Below are 19,669 nucleotides of genomic sequence, written 5' to 3' on the forward strand. Positions count from 1 at the left end.
CTTATCGGCAATTTTAAAAAAAGACTTAGGAAGAATAGATGTTTTTTATAGAAGTGACTTTTTCATAAGCAAACCTTTATCAGTTTGCTGACTAATTTCAAAACCCAGTTTTTTATATGCAGTAAGTGCTGGGAAATTACCTTTATCGACTCCAAGTAAAATAGATTCAATGCCTTGGCTTTTAACTAAAAACTCAGCGCTAGCAGAAATGACCTCGGCAGCTACGCCTTTCCCACGCCACTGAATTTCTCCCAACAAGATGCCCATGGTTGCAGTTTTATTAACTAAATCGATAGGCTCGTACTTTATATTACCTATATGCTCATCACCAGCAAAAATACCCAACAAAAGACATGTTGAGTCGGCATTTTTGGTTGCTATATAGTCTTTTAATTCACTTAAAGAAGACGATGTATAACTAATAAACTCTTTAGTTTTACTGTCTTTAAACCAACTGAGATAACGGCGCGAAGCGCACTGCTCGGTTAAGAGCCTAAGTGTAAACCTTTCACTCTTAATTATCATAGGAATTAACTTACAGATGGCTTTGAATAATCGAAGCTGTAATCGCTTAGCTCATTCCAGCGTTGTCTATATTGCTGTGGTGCATCAGCAATAAAATCGATCCAAAGTTTTTTAGCTTTTTCGTAGTAAGGGATAATACTTGTTTCATCACCAAAGTTATAAAGTAACGAAATAAGCACAGATGTAACATAAAGTGATTCACCTTCAAGCAGTAAGAACAAATGTGTGTATCGAGGATGATTTTTAAATGAAAACAAATACCTTAAGCTCTCGAGTAACTGCTTCAAAGCCTCTTTTCTATTTGAAGTCGGTTTATTGAGAATATCAGCCATTGTATTACAAAGTTGCTCAAATTCGTCAAAATCCAAATAATCTGTTAAACAGACATTTTCATCTAAACCAGAAAATGCCTGCTGTTTTATATGCCCAATAACTTCGTTTTTAGAAAAGCAAAACTCTTCCAACAAAATATCATCCGATTTCAAAGGCATGCTGCCCTTAATCGCACTACCATCACTGCAGTTAAAACAGTTCATTCCAATATCAGACTTAGACTCTAAAAAACGCTCCATTTGCACTTTACCTGTATGCATAAAGTGGTCAGTAATGATATTTCCACCAAAGTTGCCTGGCACTACCAGCTCTCCACCCATTTTTAATGGGGCATGAATAGTTTCGCCTTCACCAGAATAATAATAACTACCTTTTGAATGATGGTGATTCGGATCTTTGTAGCCATTATCTGTACCAAATAAGTAAATGTTTTTAAACTCCATACTGCCAAAAAAGCTAAGCGCTGTATTACCAACTAGCGGGTTGCTGTACCCTATTGTTGTTGTGATACGATTGTTTTTCAAAAATTCTGAAATATGAAATAGCGATGTACCCGCTTCATTACCTTTAAGCGCAACACCGCACCAACCAAATAAATCTAAGACCTTAGGGTACATAACATTCAAAACAAGTAAATTTATTTTCTGTCGTGTTTGTTCGGGTATAAAAGCTGTTAAAAAGTCCTCTGTTGCTTTTGTTCTTTCAAGTGCAACATGGAAGTCAGGGGTTATGCCTTGCTTTAACAATGCTGTAGTCGCCGAATTACACGCAACAATTATAACCTTTTCTTTAAATTTTTTAATATTTTCAATATCATTATCCAAAGAAGGTCCATTTGCGACAATAAAAATAGGATAATGGTTATATTTTTCTACAATTTTTTGCGAGGGTTTTAGAAGATTAATACTCTTTTGAGAGTTGTTTACCGTGTGAGCGATACTGAGCAATGCATCATCAAAAAAACCCCAGCCCATGAAAAACTGATGGAAGTTATCTTTAAATTCAGCAATTAGTTTATTTACTGCTTCAGAAGGATAGTGTTGAAAGAACAATGCACTAGCAACACTGAATGCGCCAATATCATTTGCTCTACTGTAAAGAGCCTCGTACATCTCTTGTTCTGGAACGCCAATTGAAAAATATAAATAACTACCTGCTTCATCAACTTTACTAAGAAAATCAACCCAGTCAAAAGTAAATAAACTAGCAAAAAAGTAATCTTCATTAGGCTCAAATACACTAATGTAAGCTGCATTGAAATTATCAAAAAAATTATCTAAATAATACCCCAAACCAACCCCAAAAATAATAGCACTAGGGACATATTCTGCAAGACTACTTGCTTTCTCTAGACCTCGCTGGGCCTCATTATAAATAGAACCAATACCTGCCATCAAATCAATATGGATAAAGTTTGTCTCGTTTTTTATAAATTCTAACTGGGTATGATCGACTTTCCCTAAAATAGGGTTTTTAAGCATACTTTTAATCTGCTCTTTAGACTGAGTATGGGGGTCATCGCTATATATTGGTACCCCTGTATCATAATCAACAAAGTTAGCTGTACCATTTGGGTTCAGGAACAAATTGAATTTATTATCTGGTTCATGTGAAATAAACTTATCAGCTATCTCAGGAAAGTATTTTCTAAATGCATGAATATTATTTTCAAAAATAACATTCGCTTTTTCTACAAAAGCATCTTCATTTTGCTGTTTTTTAGAAATCGAATTCAGGGTTTCTTCAATCTCGTTTATAGACTTTTGAGCTTTGTGCAGATCATTTTTAGACATGTGTATATTTCTTAAGGTTTTTTTGATTTTTATTAAACTGGGTAATATTTTTATGAACCTGTTTTTTACTGACATCGACTTTATTGACTATAAAACGATGTCTTTCAACAAGAGACTGCAAATAAACTATATTTTCATTTAAAAGAGCTTTATCCATGCTATTCATGTTTTCTAATAACTGTTTATCTAATTTTGTTGCAAGTTCTAAATTTTCATTATCAATCGCAATCTCTAACTGTTTGATTAATGATTCAAACTTATCCTGCATGTGCGTCAATACCATTCTCAGACAACGTTTTTTCTCTTACGTCATATGGAATTTCATCCCATGCTGATTTTATCTCTTTTAATAAGTTAGAAACCTCCGTCACAATCTCAGGATCGTTTTTTATGCTTGCATCTAAGAGGCGATCAACCATGTAGCTATACAAAGAATATAAGTTATCAGAGACATCACCACCTGCGTCAAAATCAAGACAGCCGCGTAAAGCACTAATAATTGCCGACGCCCTTGAAATATGCTCGCTCTTAGCTTCTAAATGTTTTTTTTCAATGGCAACTTTTGCTAAAACCATCTTTTCTATCGCACCAGACATCAACATTTGAATAATTTCATATCTATCTGCACCTGCGACTCTCGTTTTTAGGGCTTCTTTTTGATAGTTTTTTACTTTAGCGTTATACATAATTCACCTATTTTATATGAATGCTTATTCAATTCTTAAAATGTTTAGTTATCTGAACGAGTAAATCCTGGAAGGCTCGCCAATTGAGCACTTAAGTAGGTTTGAGTTGATTGCATTTGAGCAAGTAACACATCTAAGCCAGCATACTGTTCACGTAGCCTTGCCTCCAAAGACTCCATCCTATACTGATGATTCTCAACATCATCTTCTAATTCCGATATTTGCCCGTTCAAACTATCTTCACGCTGCTTCATGATGCCGTCTGAATCTATGTAGTTATTAAGCAACGTTTCAAATTTTGTGGCTATACCGTTCTCACCTGCAAAAGCCTTGCCAATATCATCAAAATTATTATCTAATGCATCATTCAAACTGCGAACTAAAGATGACTTTTCTAAATAACCCTCTTTGTCAACGCCAATGCCTATATCAAAAATACTCTCAAATGGGCCTGCATCGGTCAAATTAGTAGACAAAGCATTAACGAGTTGTGAACTCAAAGATCGAATAGTAGAATCGCTATTTAGTGGTTTACCTACGCGCGACTGAAACCCTAATTGGCCAATAACATTGTTATAATTAGTAATAAGCTCATCAACTAGCGTCGTTGCGCTATCTCTATCAAAATCAACAGATAGCTTAGCTACTTCACCACCAACGCTTGCACGCTTAGCTGTAATAGTCATATCTTGCACAGCATCTTTAAAGGTATTTGTGTCATTCGTTATAGTGATACCGTCAACTTTTATTACCGCATCCTTTGCGGTATTCTCTGCTGCAATGCCAATACCACCTGCACCGCCTGCGTTACCTATAGTTGAAACATTATCAAGTTCAGCGTTATCATTAGTAATAACAAGATCGTTTCCTGTACCCGTTACTGTTGAAGTTAGGACAAGCTTTGCTTCTGTACCGGTGTTAATTATATTCGCAGTAACGCCAAAATTATTATCTGAGTCATTAATCGCATCACGTAAGTCAGAAAGCGTCGCGCCCGCGTCTAGCGTTAAATCAAAGGCTTTATCAGGCCCTGCCGAAAAAGACAATGTCCCGCCAGAAGCACTAACTACTTCTTCATTAGACGCAAATAATCCATCTTCAGATAATGCACGGCTGCCTTGAGCAATCTCAATAACTTCAATTTTAAAATCACCAGGCGTAATGTTTGAAGTAGGTGTGACAGAAATTAAATCTCCATCATCACTGGTTGGTTGAGTTATATTAGCAACTCGCTTATTAAAATTGTCAGGATCTGCTAGTTTTTCTATAGTGTCTTGTAACTGAGACAATGCAGATTTAACTTCACCGATAGCTGATAACTCAACTTGAAGCGCCTCATCCTTTGCAGCAAAGGCATTCATCTTAGGCACGTTTTCAGCATCCACCGAAGCTGAAATAATACTTTCTAAATCAAGGCCTGAGCCAATACCCGCAGATGTAATAAGAGGCATAATATAATCCTAAATAGCTGAATGGCTTAGACTGTTTTATTAAACAGTAAACCCTTATTAATTAGTTTATCGGCAAATTCATCTAAAGCTTTAGCTATTTCCCTGAACTCTTCTGTAGGGATTTCTCTTATTATTTCATCGTTACTTTTATCAAGTACTTTGATAATAGGAAAATCCCCTCGTTCATCAAACTCAAATTTTAAATTAGTTGATGTTAAAGGGATATACTCATTTAGCTTTTCTAAATTTTCTTTTACTTCAACAAATAAATCATTATCTTTTTTCTCTTCAAGCTTTTGTGCAGTTTTAATATCAACAGCTTCTCTAGCTGTTAAATCAGTACCTTTTTCAAGCTTTTCTTTCTTTACTGCTTCTTTGGTAACAAAATTACTCGCAGTATGTAATCCATCTGTTGTTTTTTGTGTAGAGTTTAAATCAATCATTTCGGCACCCTCGAAACATTTATAAGTACTATAAGCCACATTTGGACTATTTGCTTAATCTAAAGTGGCCTATAGTTCAAATCAGTTAGCCTAAAAGAGATAGAGCAGCCTGTGGACGCTGATTTGCTTGGCTTAAAATTGTTTGACTAGCTTGTTGTAAGATTTGCATCTTAGTTAAGTTAGCTGTTTCTTGCGCGAAATCTGTATCCTGAATACGTGACTTAGCCGCTGATAAGTTTTCAGAGATATTTGATTGGTTGCGAATCGTTGATTGGAAACGGTTTTGAACCGCACCTAACTCAGCACGCTTTTTATCAACTACAGCGATAAGAGAATCCATACCTGCGAATATTACTTGTGCATTTGCTTGGCTAGATACACTAATAGCTGTTGCTATGAATGACGCGGCAAATGTATCTGTAGCGAGTGCTGCACCACCGATATCAGAAGCACCTTCAGCGAGTCCTGATAAGCGATTACCTGTAACAGCACTTGCCACAACAGCAATACCAGACATTGTAAAACCACCATTAGCTGATACACTGTTTACACCTGCAGTAGCACCTACATTTTGCATACTAAAACCAATAGTTTGCACTGCATCAGCACCAACTTGAAATTGAGCGTCATAGCTACCATCTAACAGGTTTTGACCACCGAACGTTGTATCTTCTGCAACACGGTTAACTTCTGATGATAGTGAACGAATCTCTTCTTGGATAGCTAAACGGTCTTCATCAGTATTCGAGCCATTTGATGCTTGTTGAGCAAGTGTACGGATACGCTGGAACATTGATGTTACTTCGTCAAGCGCTCCCTCAGCAGTTTGCGCAAGTGAAATACCATCGTTAGCATTTCGATTCCCTTGGTCCAAACCATTAACTTGCGATGTTAGACGGTTTGAAATCTGCATACCTGCAGCATCATCTTTTGCACTATTGATACGCATACCAGACGATAAACGTTGAAATGATGTATCTAACGCATTACTAGAGTTACTTAGTTGTCTTTGTGCGTTCAAAGAACTCACATTACTATTTACATATAAAGCCATAATAGCCTCCGCTTCAAAGTTCGATGGATTATAACGGGATACCCCTACCCTGTTATAATCCGAGATTTAGAGTACTGGATTTTTAGTCCTCTAAATCATTTATCGCCCATTAAAGCAAAAGCTTTAGCTTTATTTGTATTTAATTTTTATTTACGCCTATATTGTTAACCTTGAAGTAAACTAAGCGCCGCTTGAGGACGTTGGTTAGCCTGCCCTAAAATAGTTTGACTTGCTTGTTGTAATATTTGGTTTTTGGTTAAATTAGCCGTTTCCATCGCAAAATCAGCATCTTTAATACGCGATTTAGCTGCAGATAAGTTTTCAGAAATATTAGCTTGGTTACGAATAGTTGACTGGAATCTGTTTTGCACAGCACCTAACTCTGAACGCTTTTTATCAACAACTGCAATAAGTGCATCCATACCGGCGAAAACTAATTGCGCGTTAACTTGGCTTGAAACACTTATATTACTTGCGATAAATGTTGCCGCAAAAGTATCTGTTGTTAAAGCGGCCCCACCGATATCAGATACACCTTCAGCTAACCCCGATAAGCGCTGTCCTGAAACCGCACTTGCGATACCTGCGATACCTGACAAAGTAAACCCACCATTAGCTGACACACTATTAACTGCTGCAGTAGCACCAACATTTTGCATGCTAAAACCTATAGTTTGCACTGCATCAGCACCAATTTGAAAGCTTGCTGAGTAACTACCATCAAGTAAACTTTGGCCACCAAATGTCGTATCTGTAGCAATACGGTTTACTTCATCAGATAATTGACGTATTTCTTCTTGAATTGCTAAGCGGTCTTCATCTGTATTCGAACCATTCGAAGCTTGTTGTGCAAGAGTACGGACACGCTGAAAGGTAGACGTAATTTCATCCATTGCACCTTCTGCCGTTTGGGCTAAAGATATACCATCATTCGCATTTCGGTTCCCTTGATTAAGGCCAAGTATTTGCGATTGTAAACGGTCTGAAATTTGTAATCCAGCAGCATCATCAGCTGCACTATTTATGCGAAGACCCGAAGAAAGGCGTTTAAAAGACGTGTCTAAATCTCCACCGCTTCTATCAAGTTGTCTCTGTGCATTTAGTGCGCTCACATTGGTATTTACATATAAAGCCATAATATACTCTCTTCTTATCTGTCAAAGTTAAGTCACTATCTCATTCGAAAGAAAGTGGATATTTGACAAAGTGACTAGATATGTACGCATAACTCATGCCTAGGGGCAACTATCTGCCACTTTGTAAGTTAATAATAAACTTACAAATACATAAGCAAACATTAGGCCAACTTTAGTTAACTAAAATAAAGAAGTATACAAGCAACCATTAGACAACGCTTGGTTTGTGATTGGGCAGGCTAAAATAGTAGTATTATAATAAAAAAGAGTAATAAGGCCCTTACGGGCCTTATGATTTGATAAGTTTGAGAGTGGGTTAACTTTCATAAACTAATGGCATAGTTTATGCTTATGTTTATGTGTTCTGCAAATGTAAGAACTGTTGGGATTTAAAGCCTCCGCTTGAAAAATCCTGTAGCGCCTTTGTTAATACCCCATTAAACAAAGGCGCTTTTATTCTTCTTCGTCAATACTTTGACTAATCTTTCTGTTAAACCTTCACCGATTAACCTAGTAAGCTTAATGCAGCCTGTGGACGCTGATTTGCTTGACCTAAAATTGTTTGGCTAGCCTGTTGTAAAATCTGCATCTTGGTTAAATTAGCTGTTTCTGCAGCAAAGTCAGTATCTTTAATACGAGAACGTGCCGCTGATAAGTTTTCTGATATATTCGATTGGTTACGAATCGTTGATTGAAAACGGTTTTGAACCGCACCTAACTCAGCGCGTTTTTTATCTACTACCGCAATTAAAGAATCCATGCCTGCAAATACTACTTGTGCATTTGCTTGGCTAGATACACTAATAGCTGTAGCTACGAATGACGCGGCAAATGTATCTGTAGTTAGTGCTGCACCACCGATATCAGAAGCACCTTCAGCAAGTCCTGATAAGCGATTACCTGTAACAGCACTTGCCACAACAGCAATACCAGACATTGTAAAACCACCATTAGCTGATACACTGTTTACACCTGCAGTAGCACCTACATTTTGCATACTAAAACCAATAGTTTGCACTGCATCAGCACCGACTTGGAAATTAGCATCATAACTACCATCAAGTAAGTTCTGACCACCAAACGTCGTATCTTCTGCAACACGGTTCACCTCTGATGATAAAGAGCGAATCTCTTCTTGTATCGCTAACCTATCTTCATCTGTATTAGAACCATTTGATGCTTGTTGAGCAAGTGTACGAATACGTTGAAACATTGATGTTACTTCGTCAAGTGCTCCCTCAGCAGTTTGTGCTAAAGAAATACCATCGTTTGCGTTACGGTTACCTTGATTTAAGCCATTAACTTGTGCGGTTAGACGGTCTGAAATTTGAAGTCCCGCTGCATCATCTTTTGCGCTATTGATGCGCATACCAGATGATAAACGTTGGAATGATGTATCTAATGCGTTACCAGAATTGCTTAATTGTCTTTGTGCGTTTAATGCACTAACATTTGTATTTACATATAAAGCCATAATATCTCTCCCGAAGTAAACTTATCATTTACTCTCAAACTTACTAGATTAAGCAGTAGTTGTTATTTCAACGCTTTGCTTGGTTAATTAAGTTATCGGTCCCTTTAAAAAATCCTTTAGCTTTTTTTTAATTTTTTTATTCTTTATTTTTAACTAACTGTAATTTAATGGTTTTACCTATTTCAGTAAATTAAATAACACGATAGAAAACACTTGTTTATTTTTAATAATAAAAACCAAGTAGCTAAATTTAAAGGGGATAATCTTAAAAAGAAGGGAAAGATTCGAATAAGGCAAGTTGTTGCCTTATTCTTTGTAAAATTATAGATAATCAAATAATGAAAGGTTGGCTAAACGGCCAAAGGTTGCCTGAGATGCTTGAAGAGCTGTTTCTTGCTTTGTAAGTTCTGTAATAGCTTCAGTTATATCAATATCAACTAAGCCAGATCTTGACGATTTGTTATTGATATCTAAATCAGTATTTGACTGCTGTACTTTGTCTGCTGTATTAATTCGACCTCCAAGACCTGCTTGAGTAAGCGATACATTGTTCTTTGCATTATTTATCTGTACTAGTGAGTCAGCAAGAACTTCCTTAAATTCTTCTTGTGTTAGGCTAGGGTTCGTTAATCCTGCAATTAATTCATTCATTGAATTTAACACATTCTCTTTTTTAGGAGCTTCTAACGCAAAATCAACTTGTCCGCTGGCAACTGGAGATATACTAATTTCTAGACCTGCAAAACTAATCTTGGAACCACCAAAGTCACCTGCCGCCAATATTGTTCCACTCTGTTCAATTTGATAAGTATTTGGAGTACCCACAGTTGTTATAACATTTATTGTATTTGAGCCAATAGGAGCCGCGGGATCTGGGTCAAAATTAGATTTATGAAATAAGTCAAATTGCCCTTGTTCTGTTACAAAGACTTTAGCACTCGTTATACCACCAATCACAGTTCCGTCATTTGATGTAACATTTAATCGAGCGTCCACTTTTTCAAATGCATCAAAACCATTATCGCTCGATTTTATATCAACACCTTCAGTTATTTTTATCTTGTGTTCACCTTGATCCCCACCATATACATATATACCTGTTGATGACTCAAGTGCATAAGTCTGAGTATTATCTTGATAGCCTGAAAATATATATTTTCCATCTTCTGTTTTAGAATTCATTAAATCTAGCACGCTACTTTGAAGTGCTTTTATTTCTTCAGCTATAGACTCTCTGTCGACATCATCATATGCGCCATTACCTGCTTGAATAGTCAATGTATGTGCTTTTTCAAGTGCACTTTTAATTCCTTTGAGAGCTGCTTCCTCTATATTTAAACGGCTAGTGAGCATTGTAATATTTTTAGTGTATTGCTCATTACTTTGTATACGATCTGTATACTGCAAAGCACGAGCCGAAGCCGACGGATCATCCGAAGCTGTTAAAACTCGCTTTTGTGTATTAACTTGCTCTTGCGCTTTGTTTACGCTTTGTTGATTATTTAAAATTGAATTCAAACTATTTTGATACATTAAATTATTTGATAAGCGCATAACTACCTCGCAGCACTAAGTAAAGTGTCAAAAATGGTACGGGCCGTCGCTAAAACTTGTGCTGAGGCTGCATAAGATTGTTGAAAACGTAATAAATTAGCAGCCTCCTCATCTAGATTCACTCCCGAGAGTGATTCGTACCATGCTTCTGATTGTTGAGCGAGTGCTTCAAACGCCTCACCATTTGTTTTCGCCTGGCTGGTTACCACACCAATATCACTTACTAATCCCGCGTAAGCTTGATTAAATGTTTTATGGTTATCTGCATTCGTACCCGAAACCACATTTTGACGAACTAACTCTCCACTTTGTAATTCAGCAAGCTTTAAACCATTTCGATTATCATCAAAGCCACCTTCGTTAAATTCTAATGTGAAGGTATCACCCGTAGCAGTTGTGCCTTCTAAATCAAAATCGAAACCATATAATTCAAATCCATTACCTGCTTGCTGTAACATATTCTCTGCCGGAGGCGTTATCGTAAATGTACTGGTATTAACTCCATCTGATACTGTATATTCATCCAAGTTGGCTGTTTTAACTATCGAAATAGGCCCATTTGTAAGCCCAACTGGAGAAGAACTAAAACTGCCTGTTGTAACATCCGTAACTTCACCCACAGTAATTGTTGCAGAACCTGTATTATTAATATCGTTGGCGGTTCTAATTGGTGCGGCTAATGCTAAATCTTCACCACGCCCTGTTGTCAAAGACATACTTGCAGCAGCTTCTGAATTAAGCTTTATTTGAAACTGATCACCTGTATTTCCGGTCCCCGACACATTAATCTGTAACCCATATGACTCACCACTGGTAATAGTAGATGAATCTATAACTCCAGCAACTATATTTGCTGTTGAAGGGTTACCCAGCGGTTCACCTTTATTATCAACCGGCTGAATTTCTACTGTTGTGCCACTAGTATATGTAACTATGAAATCACTTGCCGGCAATTCACTACCCTTACCTGGCTCGAGCGTTGCTGTCATGGTTGAACCACCAGTATTGGCTGCATAAGCATAACCGCCGACTGCAGGTATATTAAATATATTGCCACCTAACTCACCATTAGCATCCATACCAAGCTTATTTTGCTCATTAAAAGAATCTGCAATAGCCAATCCCATTTGACCAATTTGATTTTGTGCTGGTACTAAAATATCGTCTCTAAATGCAAGTAAGCCGCCAATTTTTCCTTTCAATTTACTTGTATCAACTTCGAGAGGCACAACTTTACCACCATTAACATCAAGCTTAAGCTCTTTAAAATTAGGATCTGGGTCACCTCGCATGGAAAATAAATTAAAAGACCCATTCTGCATAACTACTGCTTCACCTGTACCCATAAAAACAAGCTTTTCACCGTTGGGGCCATCAAGTGTTTCTATATCTATAAGTTCTGACAGGTCACGAATAGCTTTATCGCGCTCATTATATGTAGAGCTAGCATCAGCTGCATTATTAGTACCATTTACAGCAGCAATATCTTGATTCAACGTGCTTATTTTCTGAACTAACCCATTAGCTTCATCAGTGAAAATTTCGAGCTGTTCGTTTACTATATTTTTTTGATCGAACACAATTCCTGAAAGCCTATCCATTTGATTTATTAAATTTTCAGCATCAGTCATCACTAGCGAACGCGAAACCGTTGAAGATGGCTGGTTAAGTGCTCCTTGAACATTGTTAAATAAAGAGTTAACGCTTGTAGATAAACTATTCGATTCTTCAGAAAATAAAGTATCAACACGATTAGCTTCTACCACAAATTGCTCAAAGAAAGTTTTATTCGATGTATCTCGGTTTAATTGTTCCTGAGCAAACTGATTCAGTAATCGGTAAGTTTCACCTCGACCAACCTGATTATCAATCATGGTTGAATGCTCCGTTCGTTCACGAACATAACCTTCAGTATTTACATTTGCGATATTTTTGCTTGTCGTCTGCAGTAGCTCTGAGTTAGCCCTAACTCCAGAACTGGCAATACTTAATAAATTAAACGACATATTACTTTACTCCTTGGCTAATAACGTTTGCCGCAATATCTTTTAATTCAGTACTTTTCAGTACTTGTTTTATTTTGCTAGCATAATTTGGATCGGTTGCATAACCCGCTTTTTGTAACGAATCTAAAAAGTCGCTTGGCTTTGCTGTATTTTTTAATGCCTCTTGATAGCGTGGGTTTTGTGTCAAAAAATCAACAAAGTCATTTACACTTTCTTTTATTGAGTCATACGCCCTAAAGCTTGCTTTCTTTTTGACCGCTGTACCTTGCTCAAATTCGAGTGTGACTTTACTGGCTTTTTCACCTTCCCAGCTTTTATCTGATTTAATATTAAATAAGTTATTTGAACTGTTACCATCACTTTTATTAATGATATGTTTACCCCAACCAGTCTCAAGCGCTGCTTGCGCAACCATTACAGCCGGGTTTAAACCAATTTTCTTTGCTGCCGTTTTAGCGTGTTCCCACACAGAGCTAACAAACTCTTCAGCCGATTCAAATACCGGAGTCTCTATTTTTGATTCTGTAATATCCACGTTCATGTTCGTACTTACAGGCTCTACTGATTTATTATTATTTTCATGAGGAAGTTCTGAGCCCACTCGCTTATCACTTAAAAAGTCCGCTGTTGTTCTCAAAACAGATCCGGGCATAAAGTTTTTACCATCAGGGGATAACTGTTGAACGATTAAGTCTGCAAGGCCTAAAGAACCATTTGATGATAGTTCTGTCGATAATTGTTGATCGTGCATTTCTTCAAAGAACTTAACCCCACTAGAATTAAATGGGCTTTCTTTGTCCTCAAATGCTTCGTTTGCCTTGCGCATACTTTTAAGTAACATTTGAGTGAAAATTGCTTCAAATTGTGCAGCGGCTTTTTTTAGCGCAGCCTTTGATGCATCAGTCGATGAATCACCACTGGTTAAGGCTTCTTTACGAAGTGAATCTAAGTTGCCTAAATCAAAAAAGTTTTGCTTATCGAGATGATTTGTTTCCATCAGCTTTTTGACACAATAATGAGTAATGCAATTAAAATGCAAAAATTGAGCCAGTTGACTAACTTTAAATTAGATATATTGCGAGGGGGATGATTTTGCCCTAGTAAAAATGTTACTAGGGCGTATTTAAATACTAAATAACAACTAGTTGACCGTTTATTGCACCAGCCTCTTTTAGCGCTTCAAGAATTGCCATCAAATCACCTGGTGCAGCACCAACTTCATTGATTGCTCTGACTAAATCGTCCAAGCTAACACCTGGATTAAATACAAATGCACGTGAATCATCCTGATTCACATCGATAATACTTTGATTAGTAACGGCGGTTTCACCTTCACTTAATGCATTAGGCTGAGATACATTTTGTTGCTCTGTAATCGTCACAGTTAAACCACCATGAGTAATTGCGGCAGGCTGTAGCTTTACATTTTTCCCGATTACAATCGTACCCGTACGAGAGTTAACAATAATTTTTGCTGCGTTATCCGCAGGGGTAAACTCTAAGTTTTCAAGTGTTGATAAATACGATACACGTTGTGATGCATCTCTTGGGGCAATAACACGAATAGATGCAGCATCAATTGCCTGTGCGCTATTGGGACCAACTAAGTCGTTTATCGTACTTTCTAAACGTTTCGCTGTTGTAAAATCTGGGCGATTTAAATTAAAAGTAATATAGTCGCTTTGCATAAATGGACTTTTAACGGCACGTTCAACAGTAGCACCATTGGGAATTCGACCGACGGTGGGTGTATTTATAACAACCTTGCTGCCATCCAACCCCTCAGCTCCTAAGCCGCCAACAATAAGGCTACCTTGTGCTATAGCGTATACATTCCCATCAACACCTTTTAAAAATGTTTGAATTAAAGTACCACCGCGCAAACTACCGGCGCTGCCAATAGACGACACGGTAATATCAATTGTTTGTCCTGGTTTTCTGAACGCAGGTAACTCTGCATGCACAGCAACAGCAGCCACATTTTTAATTTTAGGGCTTAAATTAGCCGGCAGTGTAATACCAAAATTACTTAACATGCCCTTGAAACTCTGTTGGGTAAACTTACTTTGCTCGCCAGTCCCAGGTAAGCCAACAACTAACCCGTAACCCACTAATTGGTTAGAACGCACACCTTCAACCATAGAGATATCTTTAATACGCTCTGCATGTGCCGAAAATTGGCATCCCAGCAAAACAATTAAACAAAAAAACTTAAATACATTCATATTGAATGTCCTCTAAAAAGGAAAGAGCGAGCTACTAAAAAAGCGCGTTAACCAACCAGCACTTTGTGCCTCTTGGGTTTGCCCTTTTCCTGAATATTGAATCCGTGCATTGGCTATTCGGTTTGACTCAACCGTATTATCTGAGCCAACATCTTGCGGGCGCACTAACCCTTCTAAGCGAATAAACTCTTCGCCTGTATTAAGAGTTAACCATTTTTCACCTCGAATAACTAAGTTACCGTTTGGTAAAACACGCATCACATTAACCGATATATTGCCAAATAAACTATTTGATTGATTTGATTTAGAGTCACCAGAAAACGATGAATCACTGCCAATTCCAAATTGAATACTGTCGCCACCGATATTAACCGGAAGTCCCCCCAAACCAATTACAGGGTCAAGGCTCGTGTCAGATTGCTTATCTGTTTCTGTTTTTGCCGCTTTTGTAGCTTGGGTAGATTCTTGCAATTTAACCGTAATGATATCGCCGGTACGCAGAGCTTTTCTGTCCGCGTATAAATCGTTCGACACATTCGTGTTAAATAAAGAGCCAGTTGCTACAACAGGTTCTATATTTGGTTCTGGGTACATTGGCGCATAGTAAGGATCGTCTTGCACTATTTCACTATTTTGTGTTGATACACACCCACTTAAAAATAGAGTGCCTGCCGCAAATAACATAATATTACGCATATTCTGCCCCTAAACCTTACAGTTGCTGATTGATATAACTCATCATTTCGTCGACGGCTGAAATTACTTTTGAATTCATTTCATAAATACGTTGAGTTTCGATAAGATTTACCAGCTCTTCTGTGACATTTACGTTTGATGTTTCAAGAGAGCCTTGAATTATAGTACCTAACCCCTCAACCCCAGGGTTACCCTGCACTGGAGCACCACTCACTGCTGTCTCGGTATATAAGTTTTGCCCGATAGGCTCAAGGCCCGATGGATTAATAAAGTCACTAATGGTAATCTGACCAATTACTACGTTATCGGCTTGACCTGCAACACGCACAGATACTTCTCCGTCTTGCGAAACAGTAATTGACTGTGCATCATCAGGTACATTCATTTCAGGTTGGACAACATAGCCAGCACCCGATGTAACAACTCGCCCGTCACCGTCCGTAGTAAATTGGCCATTACGTGAGTAAGCAATATTGCCATCTGGTTGTAATACTTCAAAAAAACCAGGGCCTGAAATCATCCAGTCAAGTGAATTTTCAGTAGTTAGCATATTACCTTGCGAAAAGTTTTTTTGATTCGCTACAACTTTGGCACCCGCCCCTAGCATTAAGCCCGATGGCATTTCGGTATCTTGCGATGAACGACCGCCAGGCTGATTAATATTCTGATAAAGTAAATCTTCAAATATAGCGCGGCTTTTTTTATAGCCCACCGTACTGGCATTTGCTAAATTATTTGAAATAACCGAAATATCAGTTTGTTGAGCATCAAGCCCTGTTTTACTAATCCATAATGCAGGATTCATAATAATGTCCTCATTTTAAAGTTAAACTATGCGTAACAACTGATCTTGACGTTCGTCAATTTCTTCAGCTGTCTTCATCAGTTTGACTTGTAGTTCAAATTGGCGTTGATGACTTATCATATCGACCATTTCATGAACTGGGTTCACATTCGACATTTCTAAGGTTCCACTCAATACTTTTACATTAGCAGAAGTATCAACAACTTGATTTGGTTTTGGTCTAAATAAGCCATCATTACCTTTTTCAAGTTGTGAGTTATTTGCTTCAACTACTTTTAAGCGATCAACCTCTTCTAAAAAATTCGCTGGTGCGCCTTGCGGACGAACCTGGATAGCACCATCTTGGCTAAATTCAATTTTTTCAATCGGTACAGGCAGTATAATCGGACCACCTTCGCCAATAACTTGGCGGCCATGACTTGTTACCAGCATACCTTCTGCCGTGATATTAAGCGTACCTACTTTAGTGTAAGCTTCATTACCCGACGCATCTTGCACACTCAGCCATGCGTTATCGCTCATTGCAATATCTAAATCTCTGCCTGTTTCAACTATGCCACCCGATGTCATATTTGAACCTGGACGTTCTTGCATCGAAAATACACGGGTTGGCAGCCCTTCACCAAACGCTTGCATAGAACGCGCTTGAGCAAAGTCTGATTTAAAGCCTGTAGTATTAGCATTCGCCAAATTATTGGCTTTAAGGGCAAGCCCCTGTAGGCTCTGCTTAGCACCAGAGGCCGCAATGTAGACCATTTTGTCCATAACATCGACTCACATAAAAAAATCTATAACTATACAAATGCAAAATAGATGCCAGATCACGATTGACGTAAAATTAAGGTAATAAATAAACATTTCTTGCAGTAGATGATTCACAGACTAAAAATAAAAAGGCTGCAAAATGCAGCCTTTTTATTTTTAGTTTAATGAATCTTAGCTTATCGAATCTGCAGAATACTTTGCTGAATTGTTGAGTTAACTTCAAGCGCTCGAGAGTTAGCTTGGAAATTACGCTGAGCACTTATTAAATCAACAAGTTCATTTGTTAAATTAACATTTGATTGCTCTAATGCGGATGAATTGATAGAACCTAATGTACCAGAGCCAGGCTCACCAGCAATAGGCTCTCCCGATGTTAAGCTCTTTTTCCAAGCTGTATCACCAACTTGTTGTAAGCCTTGTGAATTTGAAAAACGCACCATAGCAACCTGTCCTAAGAAAGTTGAATCACCATTACTATAAGAAGCAACAACTTTCCCATCAGAACCAATATCAATACCCGCTAAACGACCTACAGTTGCACCATCTTGTTCTAAAGCTTTCACCTCAAAGCGGCTTGCATACTGAGTTGGTACTTTATTTGCTGTACCTGCTTCGTCGCGCCAGTTCAGCTCAACACCTGTATCTGGAAAAGATGCACCATTAGTTAATAACGTAGATAATCCAGTTGTGGCACCTGCTGGTAAAACTAGTTCATCAAAAGTAGTAGCGCTTGTGTTAGCAACTCCATTTGTAGTTTCAGGTAAACCATTTGAACTAAAGCCAATCGTCGTTAAAGCGGTGTACGGGGTTGTAGTTTGCTCTCCACCAGAGGTGGGATCAATAACTTTACCATCTAAGGTAGCATGTATATCCCATTCGTTAGGGTTGGTTGTAGGGTCTTTTTTTACAAAAAAGTATTGCAAAACATGTGCCTCACCTAGCGAATCATACACAGTCGTCGAAGTCGATGAATTATACGTAGCACTTTCTGCTGGATCAAAAGCAAGTGTAGGTGCATCAACACGCGAATCTAAATTAAATGAGCTGTAGACGCTCGAAGTTGCACGAGGCGATCCAGAAGAATCTGGTATTTGCAATGCTGATGAAGTACTCAAACTTACTGAAGTCGTATCACCTGTGGCCTCATCGACTGGAAAACCCTGTAAAAAGTTTCCTTTAGCATCAACGACAAAGTTATCTTTATTTAGCTTGAACGCACCAGCACGTGTGTAAGTAAAATCTTGTGCTCCAAGATCTTGACTCATTGCGAAATAGCCTTCACCTGTAATAGCCAAATCGAGAGAATTATTTGTGAATTGCAATGAGCCTTGGTGAAACTGCTGAGCAACCATGGTAGTTTGCACACCGTCGCCATTCTTAGTTTTCCCCGAACTGAAAACTGATGATGCATATACATCAGCGAACTCTGCTCGCGATTCTTTAAAACCAGTTGTATTTACGTTTGCTATATTATTTGCTGTAACGTCTAAATCTTTTTGAGCGGCAGCTAGGCCGGTTAGTGCAATATTGAAGCTCATAATTCACCTTTAACCTGTTAATCTTTAGCCTGCTGGCAGGCGAAGTATACTTAAAATCTATTACGCGATTTCTGCAACATCTGTCAGCCTAACCGCACCTTCTTTAGTGTTAATTATGATGCCATTTGCACCATTGATATTTACACTCTCAATATTTTTAAAAGTGGCAATTGGTAAGCTAGAGAATTCACCATTAGTACTACCTTCAGCTTTTATAGTGTACTCACCTTCAGGCAAACGCTCACCATCCTCATTTTTTCCATCCCAAGCAAAGCGAACAGCTCCAGCAGATTGTGCACCTAACTCAATACTTCTCACTAATTGCCCTGATTCATCAGTAATTCGGAGCGTTAAATTTTCAACCGCATTTTCGGCGACAACAGAACCTCTCGCATCACCTACTGCATTTAAATCTAACGTATCTGATTCTAATAATGCCTGCTTACCCACCAAAGTAGATGCCTGTAAAGCTGAATTTGAAGTCATTGACGCCGCAAGTGACTCAAAATTACTATTGAGATTCGAAATTCCTTCGGCCATAGTAAAGCTAGTCATTTGCGCAATCATTTGATCATTGTCCGCAGGTTTACTGGGATCTTGAAACGATAATTGCTGAGTTAACAACGAGAAAAAATCTTCTTGTGTTAACTCATCACTTTTTTCTTCTGTTGCAACTTGACTATCTTGCCAGCGCAAAGAATCTAAATAGGATGAAGATGTATTTATATCGTTGTTCATAACCTACCCTCCGTTACCGCTGCCCTAGCAGAAGCGTTTTACTTAACATTTGCTTTGCTGCATCAGCAACTTGCACGTTTGTTTGATAAGAACGAGAAGCAGAAATCATATTAGCCATCTCCTCAACAACATTAACGTTGGGTTTATAAATATAGCCATTTTCATCCGCACTGGGATGATTTGGATTATACTCAATCTGTAATGGAGCACTGCTTTCAACAATGCCTAAAACTTTAACACCAACGGAGGAGCCCTGTGGATTACTTGCTGATGCTGAAGCTTTGGTAAGCTCAGCTGCAAAAACAGGTTGTCGCGCTCGATATGTTTTGTCTTGAGAAGAACTAATCGTATTTGCATTGGAGATATTGCTCGCAGTGGTATTTAAGCGTACATTTTGTGCGCTCATACCTGAACCAGCAATATCAAATACATTGTATAAACTCATAA

The 19,669-nt window shown here is 38.1% G+C and carries 19 protein-coding genes; all 19 read right to left on the reverse strand.

The genetic code is table 11. From position 1 onward, the window contains the following. Positions 1 to 45: 45 nt before the first annotated feature. Positions 46 to 525 (reverse strand): GNAT family N-acetyltransferase, encoded by a 480-nt coding sequence (locus tag NRL14_RS04720; protein WP_008135957.1) that lies wholly within the window; start codon positions 523 to 525, stop codon positions 46 to 48. A 5-nt stretch (positions 526 to 530) separates the two neighbouring features. Beyond that, entirely contained in the window at positions 531 to 2,726 is a 2,196-nt protein-coding gene (locus NRL14_RS04725; RefSeq protein ID WP_306724114.1) for a 6-hydroxymethylpterin diphosphokinase MptE-like protein, read from the reverse strand. Beyond that, entirely contained in the window at positions 2,644 to 2,919 is a 276-nt protein-coding gene (locus tag NRL14_RS04730; RefSeq protein ID WP_306724115.1) for a hypothetical protein, read from the reverse strand. Before NRL14_RS04730 ends, NRL14_RS04725 begins: the two co-directional genes overlap by 83 nt. Further along, positions 2,909 to 3,337 (reverse strand): flagellar export chaperone FliS, encoded by a 429-nt coding sequence (gene fliS, locus NRL14_RS04735; protein WP_008135950.1) that lies wholly within the window; start codon positions 3,335 to 3,337, stop codon positions 2,909 to 2,911. The genes NRL14_RS04730 and fliS overlap by 11 nt, the downstream gene beginning before the upstream one ends. Before the next feature lie 44 nt (positions 3,338 to 3,381). After that, on the reverse strand, positions 3,382 to 4,788 hold the full coding sequence (gene fliD / locus NRL14_RS04740) for a flagellar filament capping protein FliD (RefSeq protein ID WP_008135948.1): 1,407 nt from the start codon (positions 4,786 to 4,788) through the stop codon (positions 3,382 to 3,384). Between the two features lie 26 nt (positions 4,789 to 4,814). Further along, positions 4,815 to 5,231, reverse strand: a complete 417-nt coding sequence (locus NRL14_RS04745) for a flagellar protein FlaG (protein ID WP_008135947.1) — start codon at positions 5,229 to 5,231, stop codon at positions 4,815 to 4,817. An 85-nt stretch (positions 5,232 to 5,316) separates the two neighbouring features. Next, positions 5,317 to 6,285: a flagellin gene (locus tag NRL14_RS04750; protein WP_008135945.1), complete on the reverse strand. Its 969-nt coding sequence runs from the start codon at positions 6,283 to 6,285 to the stop codon at positions 5,317 to 5,319. Positions 6,286 to 6,449: 164 nt separating this feature from the next. Next, positions 6,450 to 7,421, reverse strand: coding sequence for a flagellin (locus NRL14_RS04755; protein WP_008135943.1), 972 nt, complete (start codon positions 7,419 to 7,421; stop codon positions 6,450 to 6,452). 505 nt (positions 7,422 to 7,926) lie between these two features. Continuing rightward, complete coding sequence (locus NRL14_RS04760; protein WP_008135941.1) at positions 7,927 to 8,895, reverse strand: flagellin; 969 nt, start codon at positions 8,893 to 8,895, stop codon at positions 7,927 to 7,929. Between the two features lie 321 nt (positions 8,896 to 9,216). Beyond that, entirely contained in the window at positions 9,217 to 10,449 is a 1,233-nt protein-coding gene (gene flgL, locus NRL14_RS04765) for a flagellar hook-associated protein FlgL (protein WP_306724116.1), read from the reverse strand. A gap of 2 nt (positions 10,450 to 10,451) precedes the next feature. Continuing rightward, the gene (locus tag NRL14_RS04770; protein ID WP_306724117.1) at positions 10,452 to 12,455 is read right to left on the reverse strand and encodes a flagellar basal body rod C-terminal domain-containing protein; all 2,004 of its coding nucleotides are present in this window, start codon (positions 12,453 to 12,455) and stop codon (positions 10,452 to 10,454) included. Position 12,456: 1 nt separating this feature from the next. Continuing rightward, a complete protein-coding gene (flgJ, locus tag NRL14_RS04775) occupies positions 12,457 to 13,452 on the reverse strand; it encodes a flagellar assembly peptidoglycan hydrolase FlgJ (protein WP_306724118.1) in 996 nt (331 codons plus the stop codon). 133 nt (positions 13,453 to 13,585) lie between these two features. Beyond that, entirely contained in the window at positions 13,586 to 14,680 is a 1,095-nt protein-coding gene (locus NRL14_RS04780; RefSeq protein WP_007378703.1) for a flagellar basal body P-ring protein FlgI, read from the reverse strand. A gap of 12 nt (positions 14,681 to 14,692) precedes the next feature. After that, on the reverse strand, positions 14,693 to 15,376 hold the full coding sequence (gene flgH, locus NRL14_RS04785; RefSeq protein WP_007378704.1) for a flagellar basal body L-ring protein FlgH: 684 nt from the start codon (positions 15,374 to 15,376) through the stop codon (positions 14,693 to 14,695). A 16-nt stretch (positions 15,377 to 15,392) separates the two neighbouring features. Continuing rightward, entirely contained in the window at positions 15,393 to 16,181 is a 789-nt protein-coding gene (flgG, locus tag NRL14_RS04790) for a flagellar basal-body rod protein FlgG (protein ID WP_306724119.1), read from the reverse strand. A 21-nt stretch (positions 16,182 to 16,202) separates the two neighbouring features. Next, positions 16,203 to 16,946 (reverse strand): flagellar basal body rod protein FlgF, encoded by a 744-nt coding sequence (locus NRL14_RS04795; protein WP_008135926.1) that lies wholly within the window; start codon positions 16,944 to 16,946, stop codon positions 16,203 to 16,205. A 176-nt stretch (positions 16,947 to 17,122) separates the two neighbouring features. Further along, positions 17,123 to 18,484 carry a flagellar hook protein FlgE gene (gene flgE, locus NRL14_RS04800; protein WP_008136000.1) on the reverse strand — a complete coding sequence of 454 codons (1,362 nt, stop codon included), beginning with the start codon at positions 18,482 to 18,484 and terminating at the stop codon, positions 17,123 to 17,125. Between the two features lie 60 nt (positions 18,485 to 18,544). After that, complete coding sequence (locus NRL14_RS04805) at positions 18,545 to 19,222, reverse strand: flagellar hook assembly protein FlgD (protein ID WP_306724120.1); 678 nt, start codon at positions 19,220 to 19,222, stop codon at positions 18,545 to 18,547. A 13-nt stretch (positions 19,223 to 19,235) separates the two neighbouring features. After that, positions 19,236 to 19,667, reverse strand: coding sequence for a flagellar basal body rod protein FlgC (gene flgC, locus NRL14_RS04810; protein ID WP_306724121.1), 432 nt, complete (start codon positions 19,665 to 19,667; stop codon positions 19,236 to 19,238). Between the last annotated feature and the right edge of the window lie 2 nt (positions 19,668 to 19,669).

Source organism: Pseudoalteromonas sp. 20-92 (assembly GCF_030847595.1).
GTDB classification, from domain to species: Bacteria; Pseudomonadota; Gammaproteobacteria; order Enterobacterales; family Alteromonadaceae; genus Pseudoalteromonas; species Pseudoalteromonas fuliginea.